The sequence below is a fragment of the Paenibacillus sp. FSL H3-0333 genome (genome assembly GCF_038002805.1).
Lineage (GTDB): Bacteria > Bacillota > Bacilli > Paenibacillales > Paenibacillaceae > Paenibacillus_AQ > Paenibacillus_AQ silagei.
In genome coordinates, this window is record NZ_JBBODG010000001.1 from 797,171 (window position 1) to 823,501 (window position 26,331).

Here is a 26,331-nt window from a genome sequence, read left to right on the forward strand (position 1 = left end):
AATTAGATCATATATTCTAACCGGCATTTACGCCAGAGCTAGACCGCTTAACCTTTGATCGCACCAATCGTAAGGCCCTTGGTGAAGTACTTCTGGAAGAACGGATAGATGAATAGAATGGGACCAATCGACAGCACGACCATAGCCATCCGCAGACTTTCGGTCGGAACGGATTCCTGTACCATTAGGGCGACACCGCTGCCTGCAAGCTGGGTTTTGAAGAATTCCGCCTGGCGGATCATCTGAATCATGACGTATTGCAGGGAGAACTTGTCGGTGTCATTAATGAATAGCATGGAGTTGAACCAGTCATTCCAATACATCAGTGTAGTGAACAGACCGATCGTAGCCAGAACAGGCAGGGAGATCGGAAGCACAAGCTGGAAGAATATCCGCCATTCCGAGGCCCCGTCCAGCTTGCCGGATTCAATCATCTCCTCCGGGATCGTCTGCTGGAAGAAGGTACGGGTGATGAAGATATAGAAGGCATTGGACAGGCCGGGCAGGATCAGCGCAACCAGCGAGTCCTTCAGATCGAGATAGTTCACGTACAGCAGATAGAAGGGGACAAGCCCTCCCGAGAACAGCATGGTGATCAGCAGGTAGAAGTTGAATGTTTTTTTGAAGGGAAAATCCTTCCGGTAAAGCGGGTACGCATATAGCGCAATCAGCAGCACGGCCAGAACAGTCCCGATAATGGTAACGGTCAGGCTGACGCCATACGCCTTAACCAGTGTCTCCGAATGCTTGAACAGATATTGGTACGCGGATGCGTCGATATGATCGGGCCAGAACTTGTAACCCTGCAGCGTCAAGGCCTTCTCGTTGGTTAAGGAGATGGCGACAATGAGTAGGATCGGCAGAATACATGCCAGGCTGAAGGCGATGAAGAACACATTCAGAATAATCTGGGCGGTAGTGGAGCCTTTGGTATAAGGGTTGCTTCGGGATGCAGTAGTCATTAGAATCCTCCGTTTCTAGAAAAGCGCCGTATCGCGGTTCAGCTTGCGGGCGAGAGCGTTCGCGCCGATGACCAGGAAGAAGCCGACGACAGATTGATAGAAGTTCGCCGCTGAGGACATCCCCAGGTCGTTGAGCTGGATCAGGCCCCGGTAGACATAGGTGTCGATGACATCCGTAGTCGAGCGCAGCGCACCGGAGTCCAGGGTCACATGGTAGAACAGCCCGAAGTCAGAGCGGAAGATGCCGCCCATGTTAAGAATCGTGAGAATGACCATGATCGGCGTGAGCAGCGGCAGGGTAATCTTGGTGATCTGCTGCCATTTGCTGGCGCCGTCCATCACCGCGGCTTCGTACAGCTCTTCGCTGATGCCGGTGATGGCTGCAAGATAGATGACGCTGCCGATCCCGATGGAGTGCCACATTTTGGTGATCCACAGAATGTAAGGCCATGCGTTAGGATGCATATAGGCATTCACTGAGGAGTAGCCGAACATTGGCAGAATATGCTTGACCAGGAAGCCGTACTCCGGGTGCAGGAAGGCATAGACGATGAAGCTGACCACGACCATGGACAGGAAGTTCGGCATAATCATGACGGTCTGGAAGAACTTCGAAGCCAGCTTGTTACGCACCTCATTGATCGCAATCGCCAGCGAGACGGAGAGAATGAGGCCTGAGATAATGAAGACCACATTGTAGCCCACGGTGTTGATGGTCACGCGCAGGGCGTCAGAGGTGGCGAACAGGAACCGGAAGTTGTCGAGCCCGGCCCAGGGACTGCCCATAATGCCGTCAATGTAGTTGATGTTCTTGAAGGCAATGAATAATCCGAACATCGGAATATAGCAGTTGATGAAAAAAATAATCGAGGTGGGCAGCAGCATCAGCAGCAGCACCCGGTATCGCACGATATTGTGCAGCAGACGGCCGAAACGGCCCTGGGGCTGTGTCGCTAACTTGGTGTTCAAAGCTTGTGGTACGGGATTTGCCATAAGTTCTAACCTCACTCTACTTGTTCTGGATGAACTTATTATAGTAGAGCGGATGAACCGAATTCTCTCTTGCAAATGACCCTGTTTATTCAAAAATGACTTTGTGCAAGTAGGATGTTATTCTGCGCTCCTGTCACAAAATAGCAGCAAGAGAACGTTATACCTGTATATTCTTAATAAGCAAAGGAGAGAAACTATGTACACGATCAGCTTAAATACGATGAAGAAAGCAATTATAGCAACAGCAGTAACTGCTGTACTCGGAGGGACAGTTGTCGGCGGGGGATTCACTGTACCTGTAGCGGCGGCAGCCAATGTCAACAAGGATGCTAAGGCTGACAGCGCGTTCGCGGCCAGCGACAACGCCACTCTGAAGGCTATTTTCCAGAAAGGGCTTGCTGCTGCCCCGAATCAGGCCGTGACCCAGGAAGGGGTGACCCTGACTCTAACCGATCTGATCTATGACAGTAATCAACTTATCGCAGGCATCCGGCAGGAGGGAGGGACGGTGGGCAAGAACGGTTCTTTCATGGACCAGACCAGGAATGTGGACGTGTTAATCAATGGGAAAAAGCTGCTGTTTGATACTTCCATCATTCCCAATTTGGAAGATACGGACACAGCGTTGATCTATTTGAGTAAGGGAGCGATGAAGCAGCAAATTCCGGATAAATTCGACCTGACGCTGAAGGCATACGCCAACGGGGTGAAGGAGCCGTTTATTTTCAAAGTTCAAGTGAACAAGCTGGGGACCCTGTTAAGTCTGAAGCCGGGCGTCTCCAAGAAGAACAACAAATTCAACTATACGGTGAATTCCTTCGAGATGACCGCGTTAACGATGTCTCTGCAGGTGACCTTTAAGGGTGAAGTTCCGGCAGCGGCCAAGTCCAAGGTGAACAACCCGGAAAGAATGTTATATGACCTTGTGGACGAGAAAGGAAATGTGATCTCGCCGTGGGGCAAGCCGTTTGAGAAAGTCCGGACAAGCGGTACCGAGGAACAGAACTATAGTGCATTCCCAGCCGTTCCGAAGTCCATTAGCGTTAAGCCTTTTACGTATTCCAAAGATGCCAGCGGGAAGATGCTCAAAGACAAGCAGGGCCAGTGGGCTAAAACTTATTATAAAGACCTGGAAACCAAAATTACGGTTAAATAACGTGCAATGAAGCAGTGCAGGACACCCGGCGATGACCACGAGAGTAACAAATGATATTGACAGAAGTCTGGACTGTGCATAGAATTGAAAAATATTTACATGAAGTCAGCTTCAAATAATTGAATATTCGCAAGCTATGAAGGCTATGGATCACACTATAGCTGGAGCAGCTTCTGGAGAGACTGCGGGAGACCGCAGCGCCGAAGGGTTCACAATCTCAGGCAAAAGGACAGAAGAGTACCGGATTTGTTTTTTGCCGTGCGGTTTAGCCGCTGCTGCAGAAGCTTATTTGGAACTTCTTATGAACCGGGAGATTGGATGATATCCAGTCTCCTTTTTGTTATGGGGTCCCCGCAAAGTATCTGAGTAATCATCGGAGCGGAATCTCCACTTTGTGGGGTTATTGTGCGTTACCCGGCAGGACAGCGTCATATACACTAAGGGGGAAACAGGTATGGCACAGACAGAATTAAAAAGAGAGCTTGCGAACCGGCATGTTCAGCTTATCGCTATCGGAGGTACGATCGGCACAGGATTATTCCTGGGCTCAGGCAAGGCGATTCAGCAGGCCGGGCCTTCCATTATGCTCACGTATCTGATCGTGGGGATTGCCGTGTTTTTTGTGATGCGGGCGCTGGGGGAGCTGCTGCTCTCGAAGGCGGGGTATCAATCTTTTACAGACATTGCTGAGGATTACTTGGGGCCGCGCGCGGCATTCATTACAGGCTGGACCTACTGGTTCTGCTGGATTATGACGGCGATGGCCGATGTGATTGCGGTGGGCGTCTATGTGCAGTACTGGTTCGATATTCCGCAGTGGGTACCGGCCGTGATCTGCCTGATCATTCTGCTCGGGCTCAATCTGCTCACGGTCAAAAGCTTCGGCGAACTCGAATTCTGGTTTGCTCTGATCAAGGTGGTTACGATTCTGGCTCTGATTGGCCTGGGGATTGTCCTGCTGGTGACCCAGTTCAAGACAGATGCAGGCTCAGTGTCGGTCCGCAATCTCTGGGAGCACGGGGGCGTGTTCCCGAACGGGGTGAAGGGCTTCCTGTTCTCCTTTCAGATGGTGGTATTCGCCTATGTCGGCGTGGAGCTGGTGGGGGTATCGGCAGCGGAGACGGCTAATCCGGAGAAAAATATCCCGTCCGCGATCAACAAAATTCCGCTGCGGATTCTCTTCTTCTATGTCGGCGCGCTCTTCGTGCTGCTGTGCATTAATCCCTGGACCCAGCTTAGCGCAGCTGAAAGTCCGTTCGTGCGCACCTTCAGTCTGGTCGGGATTCCGGTTGCTGCGGGGATTATCAATTTCGTTGTCTTAACCTCGGCGGCCTCCGCCTGCAACAGCGGGATGTTCTCGACCAGCCGGATTCTCTACAATCTGAGCAGACGGAATCAGGCCTCGCCTCAGCTTGGCAAGCTGAACCGGAATCATGTGCCTGCGAATTCCTTATTCCTCTCCACGCTGGTGATCTCTGCCGGGGCACTGCTCAGCAAGCTTATTCCGGGTCAGGCCTTCAGCATCGTGACTACGATCAGCGCCATTTGCTTCATCTGGGTCTGGGGCGTTGTGCTGGTCTGCCATATCAAGTATAAAAGGAACCGCCCGGACTTACATGCCGCTTCCAAATTTAAAGCACCGTTCACCCCGGTAATTAACTATGCTGTCCTGACGCTGTTTGCCGCCATTCTTGTGATCATGCTCTTTGCTGCCGAGACCCGTCCGGCGCTGCTGTTCACCCCGCTCTGGTTCATCCTGCTGTTCGTTCTGTATTCCATTAGAAGCCGTAAGGAGAAAAGTGAACAGGAAATCAGTATAATCAATACATAAACTGATTTCAGGATGAAGAGGGTGCAGCCGCCGCATGAACAAGACAGACCGCATGTTAGCCATCGTACTGGAGCTGCAGCGCAAAGGGGTCGTACGGGCAGAGGATCTGGCGTCCGTCTTCGAGACTAGCGTAAGAACCATCTACCGCGATATCCAGGCGCTTAGTGAAGCCGGAGTGCCGGTGGTAGGCGCTACGGGTCAGGGATATTCACTGGTAAAAGGGTATTTCCTGCCCCCGGTCAGCTTCACCGCCGAGGAGGCAGTGACCCTGCTGATCGGGACGGATTTCGTGGAGCAGCGGTTCGACACTCAGTATGGTAACCAGGCCTCCGCAGCAGGGAGGAAGATTGAAGCGGTTCTGCCGGAGGATGTCAAGGAGAATGCCGCCCGGCTCCGCCAGAGCATCCTGCTGCTGAATACCAGTAAAGATAAGCTGCACGGACAGGAAAAGGAGTACATGGAGCAGATCCGACGCGCGATTCTGGAGCAGCGGAAGATCGGCTTTGGGTATACAAAGGGCAGACAGGAAGCTGACGGAAGTCACCGCAGTGTCCGAACCGCCTCGCCGTATGGACTTGTCTTGAACAGAGGCGCATGGACCCTGGTGGCCTGGTGCGGGCTGCGGCAGGAGATCCGTCATTTCCGCTTATCCAGAATGAGTGAGCTTACCATTCTGGATGACCGGTTCGAAGCGCCTGCGGATTTCGATCTGCACGAGTACCAGCCGGAGGATGACCGTCATGTACGTGTGTGCATTTTGGTTCAGCCGGAGATTGCGGGCAAGGCGGCTGAATCCGGGAACTATTATCTGGAGGCAGTGGAGGACCAGGCAGATGGCAGGCATATGATCTTCCGTGTGCGCCAGCCCGAGGACCTGCTGCAATGGGTGCTTGGCTGGGGAGCGGGGGCGGTTGTCCTGGAGCCGGAAGCCTTGCGGAGGCTTGTGCGGGAGGAAGCGGCGAGAATGCTGGAACGCTACTGACATAACGTTGTCAGGAGAGGTTGTGTATATTCAGAACAGACCTTAAGAATAAAGGAGCTGCCTGAATATTATGAATATGAATATGAAGACAACAGAAGCCTTACAGCAGTTTGAGAAGACTGCCCATCACTATCTTATGGAATTAGATATCTTCAGTATGGAGCAGCTGCTGCGGCAGCCTGCCGAGGGAGAGTGGTCTCTCGGGCAGATGGTCCAGCATTTGATACAATCGGCGCTGTACATGCAGCTCCGTAATATCGATCAGTGTCTGGCCGGGAACGGGGAAGCGGCGGGGAATGAAGCAGAGATGACGCCGGAGGGTAAAGCGATTTTTGCCGGGGGCAGCTTCCCGCCTGTACGCGTTCATGTTCCGCCGTCACCGCAGTACACGCCGGTACAGCCGGAGAGCAAGGAGCAGTTGATCCAGGGTCTGCACACCGTGATGGACCGTATGCGGGAGACCCTGCCGAAGCTTGCGCAGGCACCTGAGCACAGCACTGTCCCTCATCCCCGCTTCGGCCCTTTGAATGCAACCGAATGGTATCTGCTGATCGAGATGCACTACCGCCACCACTTGCTGCAGCTGGATCGGTTGAAGGATGCAATAGCGGCAGGAGTACAATAGAGTTAAGCCGCAATGAGCGAAGGAAAGCCGAAGCCTGTCAGCAATAGACTGACGGGTTCCGGCTTTTTTGGTTGAAAAACCGCCCACACTGGTCACGCCAATGGCGCGCGGGCCAGCAGGTAAGCGAAGAAAATGGGGTTACTGCTTGAAGCACCCGCATCCTTCACCCGTCAGGCTGATGCTGTGCTTATAAATCAATTTTTAATTATTCATTTTTGAATAAAGGAGGTTATTCGCAAAATGTCGAACTTAACTCAAGATTTCACTGCACCGTGAAGCTACCTGAAATAGAAGGAGAACCGCATCTATGAAAAACATCGTCCGCTCCCTTGAAGAACTAATGAATCTGGCACCCATTCTGAAAGCTGCTTTTCCTTACGATATCTCAATTGCCATCTGCGACACAGAGAAGTTCCTTGCCTATTACCCCGGTGATTCCATTGATCTGGGCATCCGGGCAGGGCAGATCATTCAGGCAGATGAGCCTCTGTATCATGCGCTGAAGCAGGATGAATACTCGGTGGCTAATGTCCCTAGGGAATATTACGGTTATGAATTTGTGGGTACGGTTCTGCCGGTACATGGCGAGGATGAGGAGGTCTGTGGGGCGGTATGCATTCAGGTACGCAGGCAGACGGAGCTGCGGGAGATCGCGGACCGGATGGCGCTGTCCCTGAATCAGGCCAATGCGCGGATTAGCCAGGTCGCGGACGGCTCAGGCCTGCTTGCCGATTATTCGCAGAAGCTGCTGATTCAATCGGATGCAACGGCTTATAGTGTCCGTAAAAGCAGTGAGGTTCTGGCGGTGCTGAGGAAGGTGGCCGACCAGACGAACCTGCTTGGCATTAACGCGGCGATTGAAGCTGCCCATGCCGGGGAGCGGGGCCGGGGCTTCGACGTTGTGGCTAAGGAGATCCGCAGATTCTCGAAGGAAACCGAGCAATCGGCGCAGCGGATCAGGGATACCCTGAGTGAGATTCAGTCGGCCATGCAAGGGATCAGTCAAGCCATAGGCCAGATTGCGTCCGTCGGGCAGGAGCAGGCGGCTTCCACGCATGAGATCTCCAGCTTCATTGAGGAGATCCGGGCAATGTCTGAGCAGTTGAACAAGTTCGCGCAGAAGCTGTAAGGCTGGAGCGGAGAGGAAGCTGCCTGCATCGGTCCGCGAATTTTACAGATGTGCGATCAACGTGGCCGCCAGCGCCAGAAAGGCCGGGAGGCCTTGCATCAGCAGGATGGATCTCTTGGAGGTAAGTCCGCCGTAGATGGCCGCAACCGCCACACAGATCAGGAAGAACAATTGCAGCTGGTACCCAAAGTCCGCGCTTGGATGCAGCAGCCCCCAGATTAGACCGGCTGCCAGGAAGCCGTTATATAAGCCCTGATTGGCTGCCAGCGATTTCGTCTCCTGTGCGAAGGCGGGGGTCAATCCGAACGCCTTCTGTGCTCTCGGGGTGGTCCACAGGAACATCTCCAGTACAAGTATGTACACATGCTCTAGTGCTACTAAGGCAACAAGAATTAAACTTACAGTCATCATAAGAAGTCCCTCTTTTCAAGTGATAGGAATTTAAATTGCGCAAAATATAATTTTACAAACCTAAATATAACCAAATATTTGCCTTTTGTCAATTTATTGCATCCATATTGTAAGGGAGGAAGGAAATGTACATCAGAACACTGACCCCCTCAGACGCCGAAGGCTACCGGGCGCTTCGTTTGCAGTCGCTGCAGCAGCACCCGGAAGCTTTCCTTAGCTCTTATGAATCGGAAGCGAAGCTGTCTATCGAGACTACCCGAATTAGGCTGGATTCCTCCGATGAGCATTTCACCCTGGGCGCCTTCTTGGAGGGGGAGCAGAGGCTGGCGGGAATGGCAACCTTGTTCCGGGAGAGCAGGCCCAAGATTCAGCACAAAGCTAATGTCTATGCAGTATATGTAGATCCGGCTGCCCGCAAACATGGCGTGGGCCGCGCGCTGATGCTGGAGCTGATTGCGCGGGCGAAGGGCGCGCCGGGGCTGGAGCAGCTTACGCTGACCGTAACCTCCAGTAATCTGTCTGCCAAAAGGCTCTACGAATCCCTTGGATTCGTCTGCTACGGCACAGAGCCAAGGGCGATGAAGCTTGACGGCGAGTATCTGGACGAGGATCTGATGGTGCTGCTGCTGTAGAACACAGCACTTACCCCTCCCGCATGTTCGCAGAAGGGGTAAGATAAATGGCATATGTTGCTTACTTCGCAGACTTTCCGTTCAGGATGGCCTTCACCTGGCTGACCATTGCCGCTGCGTCAGCGCTGGTGACGCCGTCCTGGGGACGGAAGCTTCCGTCTTGATCCAGCTTCACGATCTTGAGGGCAAGCGCGGTCTGAATGGCTCCCGAGCTCACGATATTGATCTTGTCATTATCCTTGATCTCCACCGGGATCAGCTTGATCATCGGTAGTTGACCGCTGGTCTGGAGCGTGTTAATGAGCAGATAGGTGAACGATTCACGGGTTACGCTCATGTTTGGATCAATCTTGATCTGCAGATTCGCCTCAGGTCCGGCAGCGTCCTTGATGTACTGGACGGCCTCGGTTGCGGTGATCGTCTTGCTTACAGCAGCAGGCGCCGGATGTGCCTTGAGATAGTTCGCCGCATTCCCGGCAATAGAAGCAGCTTCAGGGCGGGTAATCCCTGCTTTCGGATTGAAGTTGCCGGCAGCGTCCAGCTCCACGAAGCCGAAGGCAATGGCAGCCTGGATGGCGCCCGAGTTCAGGATGTCGATCTGATCGCCGTCCTTCACCTCTACCGGAATGACGTTGATCATCGGCAGTTGCCCGCTGGTCTGTAGAGTATGGATCAGCAGATAGGTGAATTCTTCGCGGGACATGCTGGCCGCCGGATCAATCTTGATCTGCAGATCCGCTTCAGGTCCGACCACTTCTTTTATCACCTGCACAGCTTGTTCTGCGGTCAGGACCTCATCCGTAGCAGCAGGGGCTGGATGGGCCTTCAGATAAGCCAGCGCGTTGCTGATGGCGACTGCCGCTTCCGCACGGGTGATCTCCTGTTTCGGGTTAAGCTTACCGCTGGTATCCAGCTTCAGGACACCGTAATTCAGCGCACGCTGCAGGGCACCGGAGTATTCTACCTTCACCTGATCCTGATCGGCGTACTCTACCGCCACCGGCTTAATCAGCGGCAGGCGGTTCGTGTTCTCCATCGCATCAATGAGCTGGTAGGTGAATTCTTCGCGGGTCAGCTTCTCACCAGGCTTCAGATCGGCAGGCAGGTCCAAGCCGTGCACACCGGCAATAATCAGCGCCTGCGCATACCAGGCGGAGTCACTCGCGTTCTTGAAATAGTCGGTGGCATGCGGCTCCTTCACGAACCGGATCGTATCCAGATTCAGATCAAGCGCGCTCACGATCATCTGCACCCCCTGGGCTGCTGTGATGCTGAGGTTCGGGCCGAACAGATCCGCGCTGATGCCTTTAATCAGGCCGCTGTTTTGAAGGGCAATAATCTTGTCTTTGTCCTGCACGTTATGGATATCCTTGAAGGCTGCGGCCGAGGCGAATTGTTGTCCTGTGAAGCTGAGCGCCAGAGCGGCGGCTGCGGATAGGGTTATCAGCTTGAATGTATTCTTCATGTCCAGTCACCTCGTAAGAGTAGTTTGTGGTTTATTTGTGATCATAGACGGCGGCTTAGTCAAAAAGGTTCCAGCAAAAATAAAATAATCAAAATCATAAATAAACGCAAAAAAAAGCACTGCCTATGCGGCTAGTGCTCATGATACAAGGATAACATCCAATTATACCTCCGCCGCAACAATCTGATTCCGGCCCTGATGCTTGGCGGCGTACAGAGCTTTGTCGGCAGACTTGAACAGGTCGTTCAAGTAGGTGTTCGCCTCGATGGCAGGCGGGATCTTGAATTCAGCAATACTGAGCAGTCCCATGCTGATGGTGATGGACACAGGCTCATCGATATAATCGATGTGGATGGTATTGTGCTCAACCTCGGATTTCAGCTGCTTGGCCAGACGGCGCGCCTCGGCTCCATTCGTATCCGGCAAATAGATAATGAATTCCTCTCCGCCGTAGCGGGCCAGAATATCGGAGGGCCGCAGGCTGCGCTGCAGCAGCTCCACTGTGTTACACAGGACCATATCTCCGGCCAGATGGCCGTGCTGGTCGTTGATTTTTTTGAAAAAATCGATGTCGATCAGTATAATAGTCGAAGGTGTCCGGGTGTCGCTGACCCGCAGCGCCTCCTGCTCCAATTGCTGCATCAGATAATGCCTGTTGTAGCAGCCGGTCAGGCTGTCGGTGATCGCCAGCTTCCTCAGCTTGCCGTTCGTCTGGAACAGCTCCTCCTGTACCTTCACCAGCGAGTCGTTGCGTTCCTTCAGGATCGCATTCTGCTGGTTCGTCTCATCGATGAGACGCCGGATCTCGGTAACATTCTGGAAGGTGACAATCCGTCCGACCCGGCTGCCGCTCACCATAATGGGTGCTGCATGAATACTGACAACCATTTGGATAAGGGGATGCAGAATTTCCAGCTCGGCCGTCTCCAGCGGATGCTCATGGTATTTCTCAAGGAAGGACTCGATCTTCATGGCAGGGTCATCCGGCAGATAGCTGCTCATGTTGAACGCCGCACCCTTCACAAGCGGGATATAGGGATGCAGGGCATGATTAATCTCTACCACTTGCTCCTGGTCATCCAGCACGAGAATTCCGTATTCCATGGTATTGATAATATCCTGATGGGCGATAGTTACGATATCGAATACTTTGTCCTGGTGGATCGTAATCACAAAGAACGTAGCCGACACCACGATACCCAGCGAAGTGAAGCCCGGAATTACCGGCAGATAGTCATCCAGAATGACATTGAGAAGCACATCGATCATAAGGAAGACGCATAGGGCTGTAATGCCTTTGAGCATATACATAACCTGGTTCTTGATCCGTGCAGCCTGATTAGAGGTCAGAGCCACGTAGATGACATACATGGACACGAGGGCGTTAATGACAAGAAAGGTCATGCTGATCCAGAAAATAGGTCCGTAGATGCGCTCCACATACCCTCCATTCACCGGACGGACGAACCATCCATAAGGATTGAGCACCACTCCAAGGGAGGTCAGTACTGCAGGGATCACCAGCACGGACACTGTTTTTCTGTTAAGGAACTGGGATTGTCCCGCAAGCAGAATCGTGAAGAAGATCCAGCCCAGGCCCAGCAGGGAAGCATCCACGAAGGCAAGCTTCACATAAAAGAGCTGATAGAGAGGATCATCCACGGTTCTTATGGCAAACTGGCAGTAGGGCCAGATCAGCATGGAGAAATGGAACCCTAAATAGACCTTGTGCAGCTTGGTAATGGTGACCGTAGCCACGATATAGATGAGCAGCAGGAACAGAAGGAAGCACATAATCAGGTCAATCCAAGAGGCTAAGGCCAATATGTTACACCTTCTTGATTTTAATAGTATTTATAGATTTTTGTGGGTCTTAGGTCTTATATATTGTTTTTAATATATAATTAGCGTGTGCAGATTACAAGATTTTTAGATAAATCTATCGGAAAATATTGGATTGGGAGGGGATCTCATGAAATCTATTAGCGTGCAGAGTCTTGTAGAGAAATTCCATCTGGAGGTGCTCGCCGGAGCGGGCCGGATGGACCGGAACATCACCCGTCCAAGGACGCACAGACCGGGTCTGGAGTTTGTCGGTTATTTTGATTTTTTTCCGATGGAGCGGGTGCAGGTCCTTGGACGTAAAGAGATCAACTACCTGTTAACGCTGAGTGTAGAGGAGCGGATGCTGCATATTGGCAACATCGTCAAATACCATCCGCCCTGCTTCATTGTGACCAGCGGCCAGCAGGAGATTCCTTACCTGACGCTGTTCTGTGACCAGGAAGGCATTCCGCTGCTGCGGACGCCGGAGGTGACCACCGAGTTCATCGCCAAGCTGGACAGCTTCCTGGTGAAGACGCTGGCGCCCGAGCTGTCTATCCACGGGGTATGCGTTAACGTATCGGGAATAGGGATTCTGCTGCGGGGCAAGTCGGGGATCGGCAAGAGCGAGACGGCGCATACGCTGATCCGCAGGGGCCACCGCTTCGTGGCTGATGATATTGTGGTGCTGAAGAAGCTGGGTCCGGCGACGCTCCTCGGGACTCATAATGATACCACACGTGAATTCCTGGCGCTGCGCAGCATCGGCCTGATCAACGTCGTACGGCAGTATGGGCGGCGGGCGTTCCAGGATGAGACGCGGATCGTACTCGATATCGAGCTTGCCCCCTGGCAGGAGAATTCGCTCAACAATGAGCTGGAGCTGGTGCCCCAGTTCACCGAATATCTCGGGGTGCAAATCCCGCATATCGAGGTCCAGCTTCAGCCGGGCCGCGATGTAGCCGGTCTGATTGAAGCGGCTGCGAACAACTGGTATCTCAAGCAGTTGGGCTACAGCGCGGTGGAAGAATTCATGCAGCGGATTGAGGACGGGATGCAGTCTTAAAGGACGACAGGGAATGAAGGCCCACACTCCTGGGCAACTTAGAGGAAAGACAGCAAGGGAGTGTGTCCTTAAATGGCGAGAAGAAGCAGAAAGTATGCTGTACCAGGGTCCGCCCAGGGAATGCAGACGTTCAAAGCGGAGGTTATGCGGCAGGAGGGATATCACGTAGATCCGAATCACCCGGACGATGTGAAATACGAGGTGGCGAAGGAACTGGGCATCCCGCTGCAGGCTGGTAATAACGGTAAGCTGACGACCGAATCGGCGGGACAAATTGGCGGCCGCATCGGAGGTTCCATGGTTCGTGAGATGGTCCGTCTTGCCCAGGAGCAGCTGGCGGGTAAGCAGAAGTCGTAGCATGCGCTCTAAGATTTTTATGCCGCATAGCAAAAGATCCCCTTTCTTAATCAGAAAGAGGATCTTTTTTGGCATGTGCTGACTGTAGTTAAAGCTGCAATTACGGTTCAAGGTACAGGCTGCCGCTGTAATATTTATACTCTGAATGAATCTTGAATCCGGCACGGAGATAGAGATTCAGCGCCCGGACATTCCCGGTGACAACACTTAGGCGAATAACCGGGTAAGGTTTCTGTAACAGGATACCGACGGCCTGTCTTAGTACCTTTTCCCCAACCCCCTTCCCCTGATGGGAAGGCAGGATACAGAAATTATGAATAAAAGCCGTATTCTCATTGATATAGTTGACCCGGATCAGGCCGATTCGTTCACTCCCTGTCCAAGCGATATACGTTATCCGCTCTGGCTCATCCGTCTGTGTGAAGTACTTGCGCGTATCGTCTTCCGATTCTCCGAAGGCCTGGGAGGAGCAGGAGACCATGAATTCTAAATCCTCAGGCGCAGCGGGAAGCAGGATTAGCTCTGAAGGAAGCGGGCTGGCGGAATTCATACCGGCGTACGACATGGCGTATTCTGACCGGTCAAAATCCCCGCCCAGGGCCTGCGCCGCCAATAGTCCTGTCTGCGAGCTGGCGGGGATTTTGTAGCTGAGCCGGTGTACGCCAAGAGGCTCAATGTCTGCTCTGGCACATTTCACAAGGCTGCGGAACACACCTTGCCGGCGGTAATCCGGATGGACCATGGCATTGATCTGCGCATAATCACTGTCCGCAGCGAACCAGCTAAGCAGGCCAATGAGCTGATCTTCGCGGTAGCAGAGCAGGGCATGGTCGCCGTCTTCCTTGACGAGATGCTCCAGGTCTGAGCTTAATTGGATAGAATCGGCCTGGCTGCACTGCTGCTCTAACGCCTTAATGTCCGCTGCCTGCTGCTTGGAATGGTAGGTCATTGGTATAATGTTATTCAATTGGAGAAGCCGCTGGAACTCCGCAACATTCTCCAGAATGCCGTCCGGCGCAAGATCATAGGCCTGACTCTGGAAGGTGGGTAGCCAGCGGACAGCGTAGGTCTGCATTCCGGCAGCCTTGCCTGCGAGAATATCCGCATTACTGTCGCCTACGAATATGGCCTGGGAGGGTTCAATGCCCAGTGTTCGCAATGCCGAATGTATACCTTCGGGATCAGGTTTTGGCTTCGCCACATCATCGCCGGTAATCGAGAGATCGAAGAAATGCTCCAGATCCAGCGCTCCGGCCGATATCTGATAGGCCCGTCTGCTTTTACCGGTAATGACTCCAAGCTTCATTCCCTGAGCCTTCAAGGCTTGAAGTAATCCAAGGATGTGCTCATTATTCTGGAATTCTTCGAAATGCCCCTGCTTATATATTGAATAATAATCCTCTATTGCTTGTGGAACCGAAGCCGGATCTGTGAAATTTCCGCCGATGATGCCTTCCTCAGTGGGACCGAACATCGCGACAAGCTCATCGCGGGTGACTTCTCTCTGGTCGTATTGCTTAAATACAGCCTGGAAGGCACGAAAGGATAACGGCAGGGTGTCTGCCAGAGTTCCATCGAAATCAAACAGCACAGCTTGAATGGACATAAAGACAGGGCCTCCTTTCGATTGGGTTCATGCGGGTGGGACGATACCCCAGCATCATTATGAAGTAGGCGTACCCTGAAGCAGGCTGTTTCTGTAATTCATGAGCGGGGCCAGCCAGACCATACCGGTTCCCCGGTACACGTTGACCAGGCCTTCGCCTGAGGCGGCGGAGCCCAGACGGGTCTTGCCTGACTTCTCGACCGTGAAGTCCAGAGAGTTGGACCACATGAGGGCGAAGTTCCCGTCCACCTTCAGCACATCATTCTGCAGCTCGACCACGACAGCCTCCTCGGAAGGAATGGGAGCTTCGAGGGCAAGAATCCCTTTGCCGCGCGCGCTCAGGTTGAACAGCCCTTCACCGCCGAGGACGGCAGAGGAGATGTTCTTGCGTGCCGCAACGGAGATATCAAGCGTAGTCTCACAAGCGAGGAACATGCCGTCATCGATTACGATATGGTCGTTGTCCACATCAATCAGCCAGAGGTATTTGTAGGTGGTCTCCAGCAGAATGGTTCCGGTTCCCTTGTAGAGCGGCTTGACTGCACTGGTTCCGGTTGCCGCCCCGGATAGCATATTACGCATCAGTCCTCCTACGCCTTTGATGCCGGAGGTCATCTCGATATTGCCGATCATATACTGCATGGCTCCGGCGCTCAGCATCACCTCATTGTTATTCAGCTCAATCATCAGCTGCTTGTTGCGCATATTGCTCTTACTCATGAAGAAGTTGGTCTCTGCTTCATACCGGGTAGTGGTGCTGAGATCCTCTTTGTATTCGATGATGCTGAAGCCGCCTAGCTGCTCTTTAATGATTACGTTGGAATTGTCCTTCAGATTATTAATGGTAAAAGCCATCGATACCCGCTCCTTCGGTTGCTGTAGTTATGCAATGCTGTGCATCATGCCTTCAAAGCATACGTATTCGACACTTCTCGCGGGGTTCCTTGAATTCCGGGAGAAAAAACGCATACAATAATTCCTTTACTTCTAATATCAGGTTAGCGTAATGTTCTAAGTATAGTGCTCAGAATACAAACGTATCTCTTGACACCAGCATTAGAACCGAAAGGAAGTTAGCCTTGTTTGAGACGCTGCTGCTCAATTTTTTGTTTATGCTGTTTCCGGTGCTGATATTTCTGATTTTCTTCGAAAATAGGCCCCACGCCTACAATCATAAGATTCTTGTACTGCTCATCGCCGCCACCATGATCCTGTGTATCGCTAAGCCGATCCGGCTGGAGACCGGGTTCATCTTTGACTTGCGGTATGTTCCGTTTGTGATTGCGGCCTTGTATGGAGGGTACAAACATACCCTGCCCTTATATGTGATTCTGAATGTGTACCGTTTCTACATAGGCGGTGAGGGAACCGTCCAATCTTTACTTTTTTCGACAGCAGTCCTCATTCTGGTTCCTTCCATAAGCGCCAGATTTCTCCGTTCTAAGCCCAAGGGACGGATCTTGTGGGCTACCTCTATCGCGGTCCTGACGATGGGCTGTTATCTGATCATTCTGGGCCAGATCATGGATAAGCTGGACACCCAGTTCTGGACGCTTGCCTTCTATGCTTTAACTACGCATGCGGTGGTCATGGCGATCCTAATGATCCTCATGGAGCAGATTCTGGCGAATCTCAGGAACCGTGAGCGGATTATGCAGTCGGAGCGGCTGAATGTGGTCAGTGAGCTGGCGGCCAGTGTCTCCCATGAGATGCGCAATCCGTTAACCGTGACCAGCGGCTTCCTGCAGCTGCTTAATCTCTCCAAGAACCTCACCCCGGAGGAGAAGGGGTATGTCGAGCTGTCACTGCTGGAGCTGAACCGGGCGGAGAAGATTATCAGCGATTATCTGTCTTTTGCCAAGCCGCAGTCGGAGAGCCGGGTCTACTCCAACCTGATGGCTGAATGTGAGTACACCAAGAATGTGATCCTGCCGTATGCCACGATCCACAAGGTTGCGGTTGAATTCAGCTTCAACAACCCGCTTAGCACCCATTATGACAGTAATGAGATGCAGCAATGCCTGATTAATCTGTACAAGAATGCGATTGAAGCGATGGATGGGGTGGAGGATGCGGTCCTGTCTATTGCTGTCTTCGCGAGCGGGCAGAATATTATCATTACCATCCGCGACACCGGTGTCGGAATGACCAAGGATGAGATCTCGCGCCTGGGCAAGCCGTATTACTCCACCAAGGCAGACGGGACAGGGCTCGGAATGGTCATGGCCTATAACACGATTAACAAGCTCAAGGGGCGTATTGAGGTCACCAGCGAGAAGGGCAAGGGAACCGTCTTCCGGATCATTATCCCGGCCTAGCGCACGGCAACAGTGGGAAACTTGGTGTGAAAATGATAAAGTATCTCTAAGAGAACTTGGAACTATTAACCGGGAGGCTATGGGTAATGAGAGAAGAATTAATCGCGCAATTGAACGCTTGGCATGAGGCGGACCAATATGAAGAAATCGTATCCCGCATCAAAGAGGTGCCGACACCGCTGATCGATGAAGAGCTGGCGGTACATTTGGGCCGGGCGCTCAACAATCTGGGCCGCTACCGGGAAGCGCTTAAATGGTTCAACAAGGCAGCGGATCAGGGTAAAAAAGACCCGCTCTGGCATTTCCGCGTCGGCTACGCCCACTATTATCTGGACGAGTACGATCAGGCGATCAAGGCGTTCAAGAAGGCGAACAAGCTGGACCCTGAGGATCAGGATACCCTCGAATTCCTGGAATGGAGCCGCAGTGAGAAGGCGGCGCTGGCCGCTGCGGACGAGGATAGCGAGGATGCAGAAGAAGCTGCCGAAGCGGACTCCGCTTCAGATGCCAGTCCAGATAGGGATTCGGATGCGGCAAAAGAGACTAAGCACTAGGGCTTGACGGCCGGTCTGGCCGAAGCTTACAATGAAAGTCAATCTTATCAAAGAGGTGAAATGGATGCCATTCCGTACCGTCGCAAGGAACTAGTTATCGGGCTGGGTAGAACGCGTACCAGCCACCAAGGGGGAGGTCTGTCCTCTTGGTCACAGCTAACTGGATTCTTGTACGGTGCCTGGAAGGTCATTCTTTATGAGCCGGGACACTGAGTTATTCCGCTTGAAGACTATACTGCCGGGGCAGGAGTCTTTGGCGCGGAGTGGCGAGGAGAGTTCCCGGCTTTTTTGCCATATTCTTATGAATAAGATAGGAGATTGTGATCATGTTAAAAAAATGTCTTGTCCACCTCAGAGGGTGGGCCGCTCTGTATATAGGTCTAGGCTTCGCCATTCAGCTCTTAAGCAGCTTGGGCATTGTTGTCTTTCAGCGGATTCTGGATCAGGCGGTGGCGGGAACGGGCTTCCGTGAAATCCTCTACGGGGTTGTCTTCTACGGGATGCTGCTCGGCCTGAATGTCCTGCTGAATTATGCGGATGAATATCCCAGCGCCTATCTATCGAACAGCATCACAGAAAGACTGAAGATTATGGCCTTGTCCAAAATCTCCAGAATGGATTATTCCGCCTATCAGAACATGGGCACAGGCCAGATGATCAAGGTGATTGAGAACGGCGCGGCGGCCGGGAACAGCATTCTGTTCTCTTTTATCCTGAAGACGCTGCATGAGCTGCTGCCCACCATTCTCTTCAGCCTGCTCTTCATCAGCTACTATGACCTCAGAATCATGCTGGTGATTGCGGGCGGGTACGTGGTCATCTTCCTGTTAACGAATGTTCTGCTCAAAGTTCTCTACCGGATCAAGGAATCGGTGCTTACGCAGCAGGAGGCCATGTCCCGGTACGGGGTCCGCGGCTTCATGGAGCTGGTCGTATTCCGCACCAACAAGAAGTACGCGCAGGAGATCGGCAGACTGAACAAGGCGGCACAGCAGATCATCAGGCAGAGTGCGAAGCTGCAGATGATTCATGAATCCTTCTTCGCCTTATTCGAATTATTCATTACGGTCATTAAGGTGATTGTGCTGTTGTACGGCGTGAAGAATGTGGTCTCCGGGCAGGCTTCTGTCGGGGTCATGGTCGCGCTGTTCATGTTCATTGAGAAAATCTATACGCCAATCGCCATCTTCAACGTATTATTCGTCGGCTATAAGCTGAACAGGGTGACCTATCAGCGGTTCGAGGCATTCCTGAATGCCCCCGAGGACCGGAATCTGGAGCAGGGCAAGGCGCTTGCGCAGCTACAGGGCAGCATCGAATTCAAGGACGTATCGTTCAGCTACGGAGAGGTGCAGGTGCTGGACCGGCTGTCCTTCTCAGTCGCGCCCGGAACCTCAGTGGCTCTGGTCGGCTTAAGCGGCAGCGGCAAGTCAACAGTCATTAAGCTGATTACGGGCCTGCTCAAAAAAAACAGCGGCCAGCTGCTAGTAGACGGCACGGATATCGACGAGCTGTGTCTGGACAGCTACTATGATCACATCTCGTATCTGTCCCAGGACAGTCCGATCTTCGACACTACCATCCGGGGCAATATGGTCTTCGAGCAGCAGGTCCCGGATGAAGAGCTGTATGCGGTGCTGGACAAGGTTCATCTGAAGGAGAAGGTACTGGAGCTGCCGGAGAAGCTGGAGACGCGGGTTGGGGAGCGCGGGCTGAAGCTGTCGGGCGGGGAACGGCAGCGGCTGGCTTTTGCCCGGGCGATCCTGCAAAAGCGGAATCTGATCATCCTCGATGAGCCGGTATCGGCACTGGATAATATTACGGAGCGCAGCCTGATGGAGACGGTGTTCGCGGAGTTCAGGCATAAGACGGTCATTATTATCGCGCACCGGCTGAATTTCATCAGCGGCGTGGACCAGATTCTGGTCATGGAGCAAGGCAGGCTGGCGGGGGAAGGGAATTTCGATTCCCTGATCCGGGACTGCCCGTCCTTCCGTACGCTATGGAATAACGGCAGGGGGCAAACGGATTAAACTATCTTTTACCTTGTGGACGATCCTGTGCCTGGATTATGCTGGGGGACAGATAGAACTTGAAGGTGAGGTTATGTGTATTATGAATCTAGCATTGTCCAGGATGAAGCTCGAAACAGAGCGGTTAATCATCCGTCCCTATATGGAAAGTGATCTGATGGCTTCGTTCGAGCTGATGCAGAACCCGGAGGTGCTGGCCTTCATGCATATGGAGGTCATGTCCATGCATGAGTATGAGGGGATGTTCCGCTGGCTGATGTTCAGCTATCATACGCCGTTCGAACTGCCGTTCAAATATTCGTTCGCCGTCTGCGATAAGGCCACCGGCCAGCTGATCGGCTGGTGCGGGGTCGGCGTGCTGGAGTTCAGGGCGCCGGATGCGGAGCTGTATTATCTGATCGGGCGCGAACACTGGGGCCGGGGCTATGCTACCGAAGCCGCTGCGGCGATGGCGGACTACGCCTTCGGTGTGATCGGACTGGAGCAATTATATGCCAAGGCAGATCCGCGCAACACCGCATCGCTCGGGGTGCTCCGGAAGCTGGGCTTCCGGGTGGAGCAGGAGCTGGCCGGATTAACCGGCGATTATGAGGACTGCAATGGGGAGCTGCTGCATGTGCTGAGGAAGGAGTCGTTCATGGAGCGGCTTAAAGGTGGGAAGTGACCATAAGCTGAACAGGCGGGCGATGAACTGAAGAGGTTTATGCGTGAAGGATGCGCGTAATATATAATCGGAAGAAGATCGGAAGATTAGAGATTACAGCTTGCTTTGCCGTATTTTAATAACAGGTGCCGTCCTTATAGGATGGCACCTGTTGTGCATGAGCAGGACTCCTATCGCTGTCTTATGCAGGATTGCAGCAGTTTTGTAGACTGATTGTATTTTCTGCAATAGAATTCGCACTTTGCTGAGCTAAATAATCATCTGTTGTATTTCATACAATGGCTTTCGTGAATTCTGCCCGTAGGCCCTGATTTTTCCCGATTCTGCTGTACAGAGTGCAACAGATTCGATTTTTAGAACAATTTCGGGGTCAGCTAATGTACAAAGTGCAACAGAAGTAGAGTGCAGCCAGTTCTGAACCCGCACACAATTCAGGCATAAGTGCGCCTAGATAAGACAACTTACGTCCGCGGATTAACTCTAACCTGTGCTCCCTTGCCGCTGGTCTGCAGGCCGGAGGCCTTGGTTCCGGCCTCCTTCAGATCGGCCACGAGCCGCTCCAGGACTGCCTTCGCAGCGGCGGCCTCCTTGGCGCCGGAGGACTTCACGACGAGCTGCACCGGCTTGCCGGAGCGCAGATGCTTGTCCGCCTGACGCAGCTTCGTGTCGTAGTCATGCTCTTCAATATGGGCGGTGAAGCGCAGCTCTTTCACCTTCTCATTACTGCCGCCGCCTTGCGGACGGCTGGTATCGCCCTTGCGGACAGCTTGCGCAGCCGCTTTGCCTTTGCCCTTGGCAACCAGGCTGCAGGGCGGCGGGCTGCTCATCAGCGAGGTGCAGACCAGGTCGGCCCCTGCGGCTCTGGCCTTGGACAGCGCCTCGCTTCTGGATACGGTGCCGAGCTTCTCGCCCTTCAGCCCGGTCAACTCTACCTCGGCTGCCTTAATCTGTTCATTAATCAGTACGGCCACGGAAATGATCCTCCCTTTGCGGATATGATATAGCTATCATATATGGAAGCGGGCGGGGCTTCAATAACGGCTGCCGGATGCTTGCAGCAGCCAGGCCGGCAGGTTGAGACGGTTGTGCAAAGCGGTTATACTCAGTGGACGCAGGTTTTTTAGCATTGAACCACTGGCAGTACTATATTTTCTGTTGAATGGGGGATGGCAATTGAATGACACAGCTGACGATAAGCAGTTAATTCTGCTTATTGCACAGAAAGACTCGAATGCCCTCGAACTGCTCTATGACCGGTATGAACGGGTCATCTATAGCTTTGCTTACCAGATCGTGAAGGATTCGATGGCTGCCGAGGAGGTTATGCAGGAGCTGTTCCTGCGCCTCTGGAAGAACGCGGGGCAGATTGACTTCGGCAAGGGCAAGCTGCTCACCTGGATGTTCGCAGTGACCCGTAATCTGGCAATCGATCATCTCCGCAAGCGGGACGCCAGGCTGCCGCGGCAATCCGGCGATTCCGGGAATCTGGAGCAGGTTCAGGACCACACAGCGCTCACCGAGGATCTCGTTGAGCTGCAGATGGCGGGGGAACAGATCAGAGAGGCGCTGCTGGGATTAAGCCGCGACCAGCAGCAGGTGATGGATATGATCTATTACCAGGGCTACACCCAGCAGGAGGTAGCACAGCTTGCGGCAATCCCGCTGGGCACGGTCAAGGGAAGAGTCCGGCTGGCGATGAAGCAGCTTCACAAATCGTTACGGCACTGGGGAAGGAGGGATCATGCGCATGAGTGAACACAATGAGGAACTCTGTGAATTGGCCGAATTATATACGCTGGGCGCGCTGACTGCAGAAGAAATGCAGCAATTCGCTGCCCATGTGGCAGAATGCGCGGAATGCAGGGAGCTGGTGGAGGAATACCGTCAGGTACTGGACCATCTTCCGCTTGCCTCTGAGCCGGTAGACCCGCCCTCCGGGATGAAGGAGCGCATCCTGTCACGGGTGCTCGAGTCCGGGAATGCGGGTGCACCGGCAGCCCGGCCGGAGACCCGCTTGAATATCCAGCCTGATGCAGAGCGGGCTGCGGAGCATGAGCCAGCGAGGACTCCTCCAGCAGAGCAGGAGCAGGGCATGCCCCAGTTAAGCATCCCTGAGCCCAAGAGAACCCGCTTCTGGGGGTACCTGAGCCTTGGACTGGCTGTGGCTGTGCTGCTCCTGGTCGTCTACACCGGCCAGCTGCGCGGCGATGTGTCTGAGCTGAAGCAGCAGCTGGCCTCCGGCACCGGACCGCTCCAGGGGCTTAAGGTGAATGAGGCTGTAGCACTTAGTCCGGCGGGAGAAGGGATTACTGCCAAGGGGACAGCAACGATTGTCGCAGACCCTACCGGCACCCACCTTGTGCTTCAGGCAGAGGATCTGCCGGAGCTTACCGGTACCGAGGTCTATCAGGTATGGCTGATCAAAGGGGACAAGCCAGTGAATGCGGGCACCTTCATCTCACAGGGCGGGAACGGGGCACTGTATTATTCCTTCGACCCGAATGCCTATGATACCATAGCCGTTACACTGGAGCCGGATGGTGCGGGCGTTACCCCGCGCGGGAAAATGATTCTCGCAGCGCCGATTAAGCAGGGGTAGCGGGCAGTGCAATGCCGCAGACAGGCGGGCGGAATGGAATAGAATTGAAGCTGAACAGCCGGGAGGATGGATTCCCGGCTGTTTGTTCGAAGTTAAGAATTTCTATGCTTTGCGCAACGCTGGGCAGTCTCTTTTTTGAGCTGGGGGGTCAGCCTTCGTAGCCGGAGACCTGTTTAATCTCCTGATTTTCCGGTGAATGGGTAATAGCGAATATACTGACAAGAAGCAGTCCTTCGGAATAGGGGACAGGCTTGTTTTGCAGTGTCCAATTAGGGAGGCTAAAGGCATGGAAGAGGCGTTGCTGGAACAGGTGAAGCGTTGGCATGAAGAAGATGAATATCAGCAGATTGTGGACCGTATTCTGGAGATTCCACCGGATGCAAGAGATTATGAGTGTATCGGCCAATTAGGCAGAGCCTACAATAATCTGGGTGAATATAGGGAGGCGCTGGAGCAGTTGCTCAGCATCTCCAAGGAAGGCGAAGATGATCCGCTGTGGCAATTCCGCATAGGGTATTCTTACTATCATCTGAAGCAGTATGAGCAGGCTATTCATGCCTTTGAACGTGCAGAGGAGCTGGAGCCGGGAGACGGGGATACCGCAAGAATGCTGGAGTGGAGCCGGGAAGGCGCCCGGCGTGAGACAAGAGAGCAGGCAAGACGCGCCGAAGCGCTGGAGGCCTTGAAGGTGAATAGAGAGGGTGGCGGTAGAGACCTTGGTGCATTCCTCGACTATTGCGCGGATTTCTGGGAGGACAGTGATTATGCCTTGAAGTCTTATGTCTCTCCGCTGCCCAGTGACGAGCTGATTGCTTCTGTGGAGGAGGAGCTGGGCTATAAGCTGCCGGCCTCTTACATCGCCATGATGAAGCAGCATAACGGCGGAGTTCCACTCAATACGTGTTTTCCTGTGAATGAACCCACTTCCTGGTCAGCAGATCATGTCGCAATTTCGGGAATTGCCGGGATCGGCCGCGACAAACTCTATTCCCTCTGCGGGGAGCTGGGCAGCCGTTTCATGATTGAGGAGTGGGGCTACCCCGATATCGGCGTGGTCTTCGGCGACTGTCCTTCTGCCGGACATGATGTGATCATGCTGGATTACCGTCACTGCGGCCCGGAAGGGGAACCCGAGGTGATTCATGTGGACCAGGAGAGCAACTATGAGATTACGTTCCTGGCCCCGGATTATGAGACTTTCATTCGCGGGCTGGTGAATGAGGAGGTCTATGATACTTCGGAGGAGGATAAGCAGGAGGATCTAGAGAAGGTAGCGTCCGCTCCATTCTCTCCGCTGCTTCAGGAGCTGTGCGACAAGGTTGCGGAAGTGGACCATATGGAAGGGATCATCCGCAAGATCTGCACCGCCATCGTAGAGGAGAAGGGCCATTTCTCTCTTCATGCGGACGAACGCTCCACCTTGATGTATGATCTCCAGTTCTGGCTCTATACCAGCGCTTACCCGAATACGGGCCGTGACCAGTATCTTGAGATTTATTCCAAAATGATCGCGTTCGGCGGTGAATTCAGCACAGGCGGATATGCCCCGGGCTTCATCACGGACTGGCTGGATGACCGGGTTAAGCAGGGAATGATCGTGGAGACTGAGGGGACGCTCCGGTTTACGGATACAGCGAAGGATCAATTGCTTGAAAAGCTGAAGGAAGCAGAAATAGCGGGAGCTGAGGATCTGAAGCCTTTTATTATCGTGGAGCAGGATAACGGCGGCAAGTCGGTCATTCTGAGCGTTGGCAATTATAAGACAGAGGTATTCGCTGCACGGGAGGAGGAGGGCTTCGAGGGCAATGGATATGATTGGGCCTCTCTGGCAGCCGTATTCCTGGAGGAAAAGATGCCTGCGCTGGCGGGTGTTGTCCAGTTCGACCCGGAGGCCGGTATGTTCTGCGCCTATTCCTCCGACGGTGAGGCGCTGGTTGCCTTCGCGTCTGCCTTCAAGCAGGCTTGCGAGGACAATATGCTCATCCGCGATTTATTCTCGCGGGCTGAGCTGGACTAGACCGGATAAGACATTAACGGGACTGCCTGCATTATAGGGCGGTCCTGTATTGTTATAAGGGTACTTTCGAGGAACTTTTTGGATTCTTTTGCGTCTCTCATATAAAGAATGTAAAATTCAGGAGGTTGTATGATGAGGAAGTTGATCCTATGTTCATCTATTGTTCTATGTGCTGCGCTTGTGGCACCAGTAGCACATACGGCGTCTGCAGCAGGCAAGAGTCCCCAAGGAACACAAGTAGTTGTGAATAATAACGATTTAGAGGCCAAAGACATTCTTAACAAGAAGAATCAGGTGTTTTTTAGCCTGACTTCACTCCAAAGCTTAGGCGGTTTAACGTTTGCCTGGAATAATGCGACGAAGCAAGTAACCGTGAAGGGGAGCGGCACGAGTCTGCAGTTGACCATAAATAATACAACAGCACTGAAAAATGGAGCCTCCGTTTCCTTAAGCGCTGCTCCATTTATTCATAATGGCAAAACCATGATCCCTTTACGTTTTGTTGCCGAAGCGTTGGACGGTTCAGTAATTTGGAATCCAGACACCCAAACGGCATTTGTGTCAAAACCAAGTGCGAAATTGTTGGCTGATGTGAAGAGCAGCGAGTTAAGCACTGCAAGAAATGCTGCGATTAATCTTCCCAGAGTTTCACAGCTCAAGGAGGACTTTGAGCCCTCGCTGGAAACCGCCAGTCTCCAATATTATTTTCCGGCGACTACAAAGGACCGGTTCATCGAGGTTAATAATAATGTAATCCGTTACTATCAGTTGACGAAGAACACAGCTTACCTTAAGTGGCAAGCTCTCACTGGCGACAAGGCTGGTAAGCAAGAAAACCTTTATTTCATCAACCGCTCTTTTACGCAGCAGGATGGTTCCTTACCGGATTTTACAGCTACGACCTTCGCAAGCTTTCGCTGGATGCCTCATATCACTTCCACTGGGTATAGTTTGATTAATAAGGAGAATTGGAATGAGGTTATTTATAAAGAAGCCGAGGTTCCTCAGCCTAAGCTAAAGGAAAATTATATTATTGTGGATATTCCAGAGGAACAATAATGTGTAACCCTATGCTGACCGTTCTGGGATTGCCGTGACTCTAGAGAA

General features: G+C 53.0%; 24 protein-coding genes and 1 riboswitch. Of the genes, 16 read left to right on the top strand and 8 right to left on the bottom strand.

All coding sequences use genetic code 11. From position 1 onward, the window contains the following. Positions 1–47: 47 nt before the first annotated feature. Both MHH78_RS03625 and MHH78_RS03630 read right to left on the bottom strand, forming a co-directional pair. Positions 48–962 (bottom strand): carbohydrate ABC transporter permease, encoded by a 915-nt coding sequence (locus MHH78_RS03625; RefSeq protein ID WP_036722857.1) that lies wholly within the window; start codon positions 960–962, stop codon positions 48–50. Between the two features lie 15 nt (positions 963–977). After that, positions 978–1,955 (bottom strand): ABC transporter permease, encoded by a 978-nt coding sequence (locus tag MHH78_RS03630; RefSeq protein ID WP_340827690.1) that lies wholly within the window; start codon positions 1,953–1,955, stop codon positions 978–980. Positions 1,956–2,151: 196 nt separating this feature from the next. Here MHH78_RS03630 and MHH78_RS03635 point away from each other — a divergent pair, with 196 nt between their 5' ends. The 5 genes from MHH78_RS03635 (at position 2,152) to MHH78_RS03655 (ending at position 7,678) form a co-directional block, all read left to right on the top strand. Continuing rightward, complete coding sequence (locus MHH78_RS03635) at positions 2,152–3,111, top strand: DUF5643 domain-containing protein (protein ID WP_341166615.1); 960 nt, start codon at positions 2,152–2,154, stop codon at positions 3,109–3,111. A 163-nt stretch (positions 3,112–3,274) separates the two neighbouring features. Beyond that, a riboswitch (glycine riboswitch) is annotated at positions 3,275–3,354 on the top strand. Between the two features lie 211 nt (positions 3,355–3,565). After that, positions 3,566–4,942 carry an amino acid permease gene (locus MHH78_RS03640; protein ID WP_341166616.1) on the top strand — a complete coding sequence of 459 codons (1,377 nt, stop codon included), beginning with the start codon at positions 3,566–3,568 and terminating at the stop codon, positions 4,940–4,942. Positions 4,943–4,976: 34 nt separating this feature from the next. Next, positions 4,977–5,924 carry a helix-turn-helix transcriptional regulator gene (locus tag MHH78_RS03645; RefSeq protein ID WP_339312107.1) on the top strand — a complete coding sequence of 316 codons (948 nt, stop codon included), beginning with the start codon at positions 4,977–4,979 and terminating at the stop codon, positions 5,922–5,924. 82 nt (positions 5,925–6,006) lie between these two features. Beyond that, entirely contained in the window at positions 6,007–6,549 is a 543-nt protein-coding gene (locus tag MHH78_RS03650) for a DinB family protein (RefSeq protein ID WP_341170274.1), read from the top strand. Positions 6,550–6,856: 307 nt separating this feature from the next. Next, positions 6,857–7,678 (top strand): methyl-accepting chemotaxis protein, encoded by an 822-nt coding sequence (locus MHH78_RS03655; RefSeq protein ID WP_341166617.1) that lies wholly within the window; start codon positions 6,857–6,859, stop codon positions 7,676–7,678. Positions 7,679–7,720: 42 nt separating this feature from the next. Here MHH78_RS03655 and MHH78_RS03660 read toward each other — a convergent pair whose 3' ends face one another. Continuing rightward, entirely contained in the window at positions 7,721–8,089 is a 369-nt protein-coding gene (locus MHH78_RS03660; protein ID WP_036722850.1) for a DUF1304 domain-containing protein, read from the bottom strand. Between the two features lie 125 nt (positions 8,090–8,214). Here MHH78_RS03660 and MHH78_RS03665 point away from each other — a divergent pair, with 125 nt between their 5' ends. Continuing rightward, positions 8,215–8,721 carry a GNAT family N-acetyltransferase gene (locus MHH78_RS03665; protein WP_036722848.1) on the top strand — a complete coding sequence of 169 codons (507 nt, stop codon included), beginning with the start codon at positions 8,215–8,217 and terminating at the stop codon, positions 8,719–8,721. A gap of 61 nt (positions 8,722–8,782) precedes the next feature. Here the strand turns inward: MHH78_RS03665 and MHH78_RS03670 are convergent, their stop codons facing one another. Together MHH78_RS03670 and MHH78_RS03675 are read right to left on the bottom strand one after the other, a co-directional pair. Continuing rightward, on the bottom strand, positions 8,783–10,186 hold the full coding sequence (locus tag MHH78_RS03670) for an S-layer homology domain-containing protein (RefSeq protein ID WP_341166618.1): 1,404 nt from the start codon (positions 10,184–10,186) through the stop codon (positions 8,783–8,785). Between the two features lie 162 nt (positions 10,187–10,348). Continuing rightward, the gene (locus tag MHH78_RS03675) at positions 10,349–12,010 is read right to left on the bottom strand and encodes a histidine kinase N-terminal 7TM domain-containing diguanylate cyclase (RefSeq protein ID WP_341166619.1); all 1,662 of its coding nucleotides are present in this window, start codon (positions 12,008–12,010) and stop codon (positions 10,349–10,351) included. Positions 12,011–12,158: 148 nt separating this feature from the next. On the opposite strand from MHH78_RS03675, the gene hprK reads away from it, so the two are divergent. After that, a complete protein-coding gene (hprK, locus tag MHH78_RS03680) occupies positions 12,159–13,076 on the top strand; it encodes an HPr(Ser) kinase/phosphatase (protein WP_341166620.1) in 918 nt (305 codons plus the stop codon). Positions 13,077–13,148: 72 nt separating this feature from the next. Further along, the gene (locus MHH78_RS03685; RefSeq protein ID WP_036722845.1) at positions 13,149–13,433 is read left to right on the top strand and encodes an alpha/beta-type small acid-soluble spore protein; all 285 of its coding nucleotides are present in this window, start codon (positions 13,149–13,151) and stop codon (positions 13,431–13,433) included. A 100-nt stretch (positions 13,434–13,533) separates the two neighbouring features. On the opposite strand, the gene MHH78_RS03690 is transcribed toward MHH78_RS03685, so the two are convergent. Both MHH78_RS03690 and MHH78_RS03695 read right to left on the bottom strand, forming a co-directional pair. Continuing rightward, complete coding sequence (locus tag MHH78_RS03690) at positions 13,534–15,039, bottom strand: GNAT family N-acetyltransferase (RefSeq protein WP_341166621.1); 1,506 nt, start codon at positions 15,037–15,039, stop codon at positions 13,534–13,536. 57 nt (positions 15,040–15,096) lie between these two features. Beyond that, the gene (locus tag MHH78_RS03695) at positions 15,097–15,894 is read right to left on the bottom strand and encodes an AIM24 family protein (RefSeq protein ID WP_036722844.1); all 798 of its coding nucleotides are present in this window, start codon (positions 15,892–15,894) and stop codon (positions 15,097–15,099) included. Between the two features lie 224 nt (positions 15,895–16,118). Here MHH78_RS03695 and MHH78_RS03700 point away from each other — a divergent pair, with 224 nt between their 5' ends. The 4 genes from MHH78_RS03700 to MHH78_RS03715 all read left to right on the top strand — a co-directional run bounded on the left by MHH78_RS03700 (position 16,119) and on the right by MHH78_RS03715 (position 20,608). Then, positions 16,119–17,357 (top strand): ATP-binding protein, encoded by a 1,239-nt coding sequence (locus tag MHH78_RS03700; RefSeq protein ID WP_076080773.1) that lies wholly within the window; start codon positions 16,119–16,121, stop codon positions 17,355–17,357. Between the two features lie 86 nt (positions 17,358–17,443). Then, on the top strand, positions 17,444–17,911 hold the full coding sequence (locus MHH78_RS03705; protein ID WP_341166622.1) for a tetratricopeptide repeat protein: 468 nt from the start codon (positions 17,444–17,446) through the stop codon (positions 17,909–17,911). A gap of 326 nt (positions 17,912–18,237) precedes the next feature. Continuing rightward, complete coding sequence (locus tag MHH78_RS03710; protein WP_341166623.1) at positions 18,238–19,944, top strand: ABC transporter ATP-binding protein; 1,707 nt, start codon at positions 18,238–18,240, stop codon at positions 19,942–19,944. Between the two features lie 82 nt (positions 19,945–20,026). Next, entirely contained in the window at positions 20,027–20,608 is a 582-nt protein-coding gene (locus MHH78_RS03715) for a GNAT family N-acetyltransferase (RefSeq protein ID WP_341166624.1), read from the top strand. A 461-nt stretch (positions 20,609–21,069) separates the two neighbouring features. Here the strand turns inward: MHH78_RS03715 and infC are convergent, their stop codons facing one another. Next, complete coding sequence (infC, locus tag MHH78_RS03720) at positions 21,070–21,579, bottom strand: translation initiation factor IF-3 (protein ID WP_076080779.1); 510 nt, start codon at positions 21,577–21,579, stop codon at positions 21,070–21,072. 202 nt (positions 21,580–21,781) lie between these two features. On the opposite strand from infC, the gene MHH78_RS03725 reads away from it, so the two are divergent. The 4 genes from MHH78_RS03725 (at position 21,782) to MHH78_RS03740 (ending at position 26,283) form a co-directional block, all read left to right on the top strand. Next, complete coding sequence (locus MHH78_RS03725) at positions 21,782–22,363, top strand: RNA polymerase sigma factor (protein WP_341166625.1); 582 nt, start codon at positions 21,782–21,784, stop codon at positions 22,361–22,363. Beyond that, positions 22,356–23,207 (top strand): anti-sigma factor, encoded by an 852-nt coding sequence (locus MHH78_RS03730; protein WP_339312082.1) that lies wholly within the window; start codon positions 22,356–22,358, stop codon positions 23,205–23,207. The genes MHH78_RS03725 and MHH78_RS03730 overlap by 8 nt, the downstream gene beginning before the upstream one ends. Positions 23,208–23,493: 286 nt before the next feature. Next, the gene (locus tag MHH78_RS03735) at positions 23,494–25,224 is read left to right on the top strand and encodes an Imm51 family immunity protein (protein WP_341166626.1); all 1,731 of its coding nucleotides are present in this window, start codon (positions 23,494–23,496) and stop codon (positions 25,222–25,224) included. 129 nt (positions 25,225–25,353) lie between these two features. Beyond that, positions 25,354–26,283 carry a copper amine oxidase N-terminal domain-containing protein gene (locus MHH78_RS03740; protein WP_341166627.1) on the top strand — a complete coding sequence of 310 codons (930 nt, stop codon included), beginning with the start codon at positions 25,354–25,356 and terminating at the stop codon, positions 26,281–26,283. Positions 26,284–26,331: the final 48 nt, after the last annotated feature.

Excerpts from the sequence above, each read along its gene's own strand:
- MHH78_RS03625 (WP_036722857.1), bottom strand. The coding sequence starts at position 962 with ATGACTACTGCATCCCGAAGCAACCCTTATACCAAAGGCTCCACTACC.
- MHH78_RS03630 (WP_340827690.1), bottom strand. The coding sequence starts at position 1,955 with ATGGCAAATCCCGTACCACAAGCTTTGAACACCAAGTTAGCGACACAG.
- MHH78_RS03635 (WP_341166615.1), top strand. The coding sequence starts at position 2,152 with ATGTACACGATCAGCTTAAATACGATGAAGAAAGCAATTATAGCAACA.
- MHH78_RS03640 (WP_341166616.1), top strand. The coding sequence starts at position 3,566 with ATGGCACAGACAGAATTAAAAAGAGAGCTTGCGAACCGGCATGTTCAG.
- MHH78_RS03645 (WP_339312107.1), top strand. The coding sequence starts at position 4,977 with ATGAACAAGACAGACCGCATGTTAGCCATCGTACTGGAGCTGCAGCGC.
- MHH78_RS03650 (WP_341170274.1), top strand. The coding sequence starts at position 6,007 with ATGAAGACAACAGAAGCCTTACAGCAGTTTGAGAAGACTGCCCATCAC.
- MHH78_RS03655 (WP_341166617.1), top strand. The coding sequence starts at position 6,857 with ATGAAAAACATCGTCCGCTCCCTTGAAGAACTAATGAATCTGGCACCC.
- MHH78_RS03660 (WP_036722850.1), bottom strand. The coding sequence starts at position 8,089 with ATGATGACTGTAAGTTTAATTCTTGTTGCCTTAGTAGCACTAGAGCAT.
- MHH78_RS03665 (WP_036722848.1), top strand. The coding sequence starts at position 8,215 with ATGTACATCAGAACACTGACCCCCTCAGACGCCGAAGGCTACCGGGCG.
- MHH78_RS03670 (WP_341166618.1), bottom strand. The coding sequence starts at position 10,186 with ATGAAGAATACATTCAAGCTGATAACCCTATCCGCAGCCGCCGCTCTG.
- hprK (WP_341166620.1), top strand. The coding sequence starts at position 12,159 with ATGAAATCTATTAGCGTGCAGAGTCTTGTAGAGAAATTCCATCTGGAG.
- MHH78_RS03685 (WP_036722845.1), top strand. The coding sequence starts at position 13,149 with ATGGCGAGAAGAAGCAGAAAGTATGCTGTACCAGGGTCCGCCCAGGGA.
- MHH78_RS03690 (WP_341166621.1), bottom strand. The coding sequence starts at position 15,039 with ATGTCCATTCAAGCTGTGCTGTTTGATTTCGATGGAACTCTGGCAGAC.
- MHH78_RS03695 (WP_036722844.1), bottom strand. The coding sequence starts at position 15,894 with ATGGCTTTTACCATTAATAATCTGAAGGACAATTCCAACGTAATCATT.
- MHH78_RS03705 (WP_341166622.1), top strand. The coding sequence starts at position 17,444 with ATGAGAGAAGAATTAATCGCGCAATTGAACGCTTGGCATGAGGCGGAC.
- MHH78_RS03710 (WP_341166623.1), top strand. The coding sequence starts at position 18,238 with ATGTTAAAAAAATGTCTTGTCCACCTCAGAGGGTGGGCCGCTCTGTAT.
- MHH78_RS03715 (WP_341166624.1), top strand. The coding sequence starts at position 20,027 with ATGAATCTAGCATTGTCCAGGATGAAGCTCGAAACAGAGCGGTTAATC.
- MHH78_RS03730 (WP_339312082.1), top strand. The coding sequence starts at position 22,356 with ATGAGTGAACACAATGAGGAACTCTGTGAATTGGCCGAATTATATACG.
- MHH78_RS03735 (WP_341166626.1), top strand. The coding sequence starts at position 23,494 with ATGGAAGAGGCGTTGCTGGAACAGGTGAAGCGTTGGCATGAAGAAGAT.
- MHH78_RS03740 (WP_341166627.1), top strand. The coding sequence starts at position 25,354 with ATGATGAGGAAGTTGATCCTATGTTCATCTATTGTTCTATGTGCTGCG.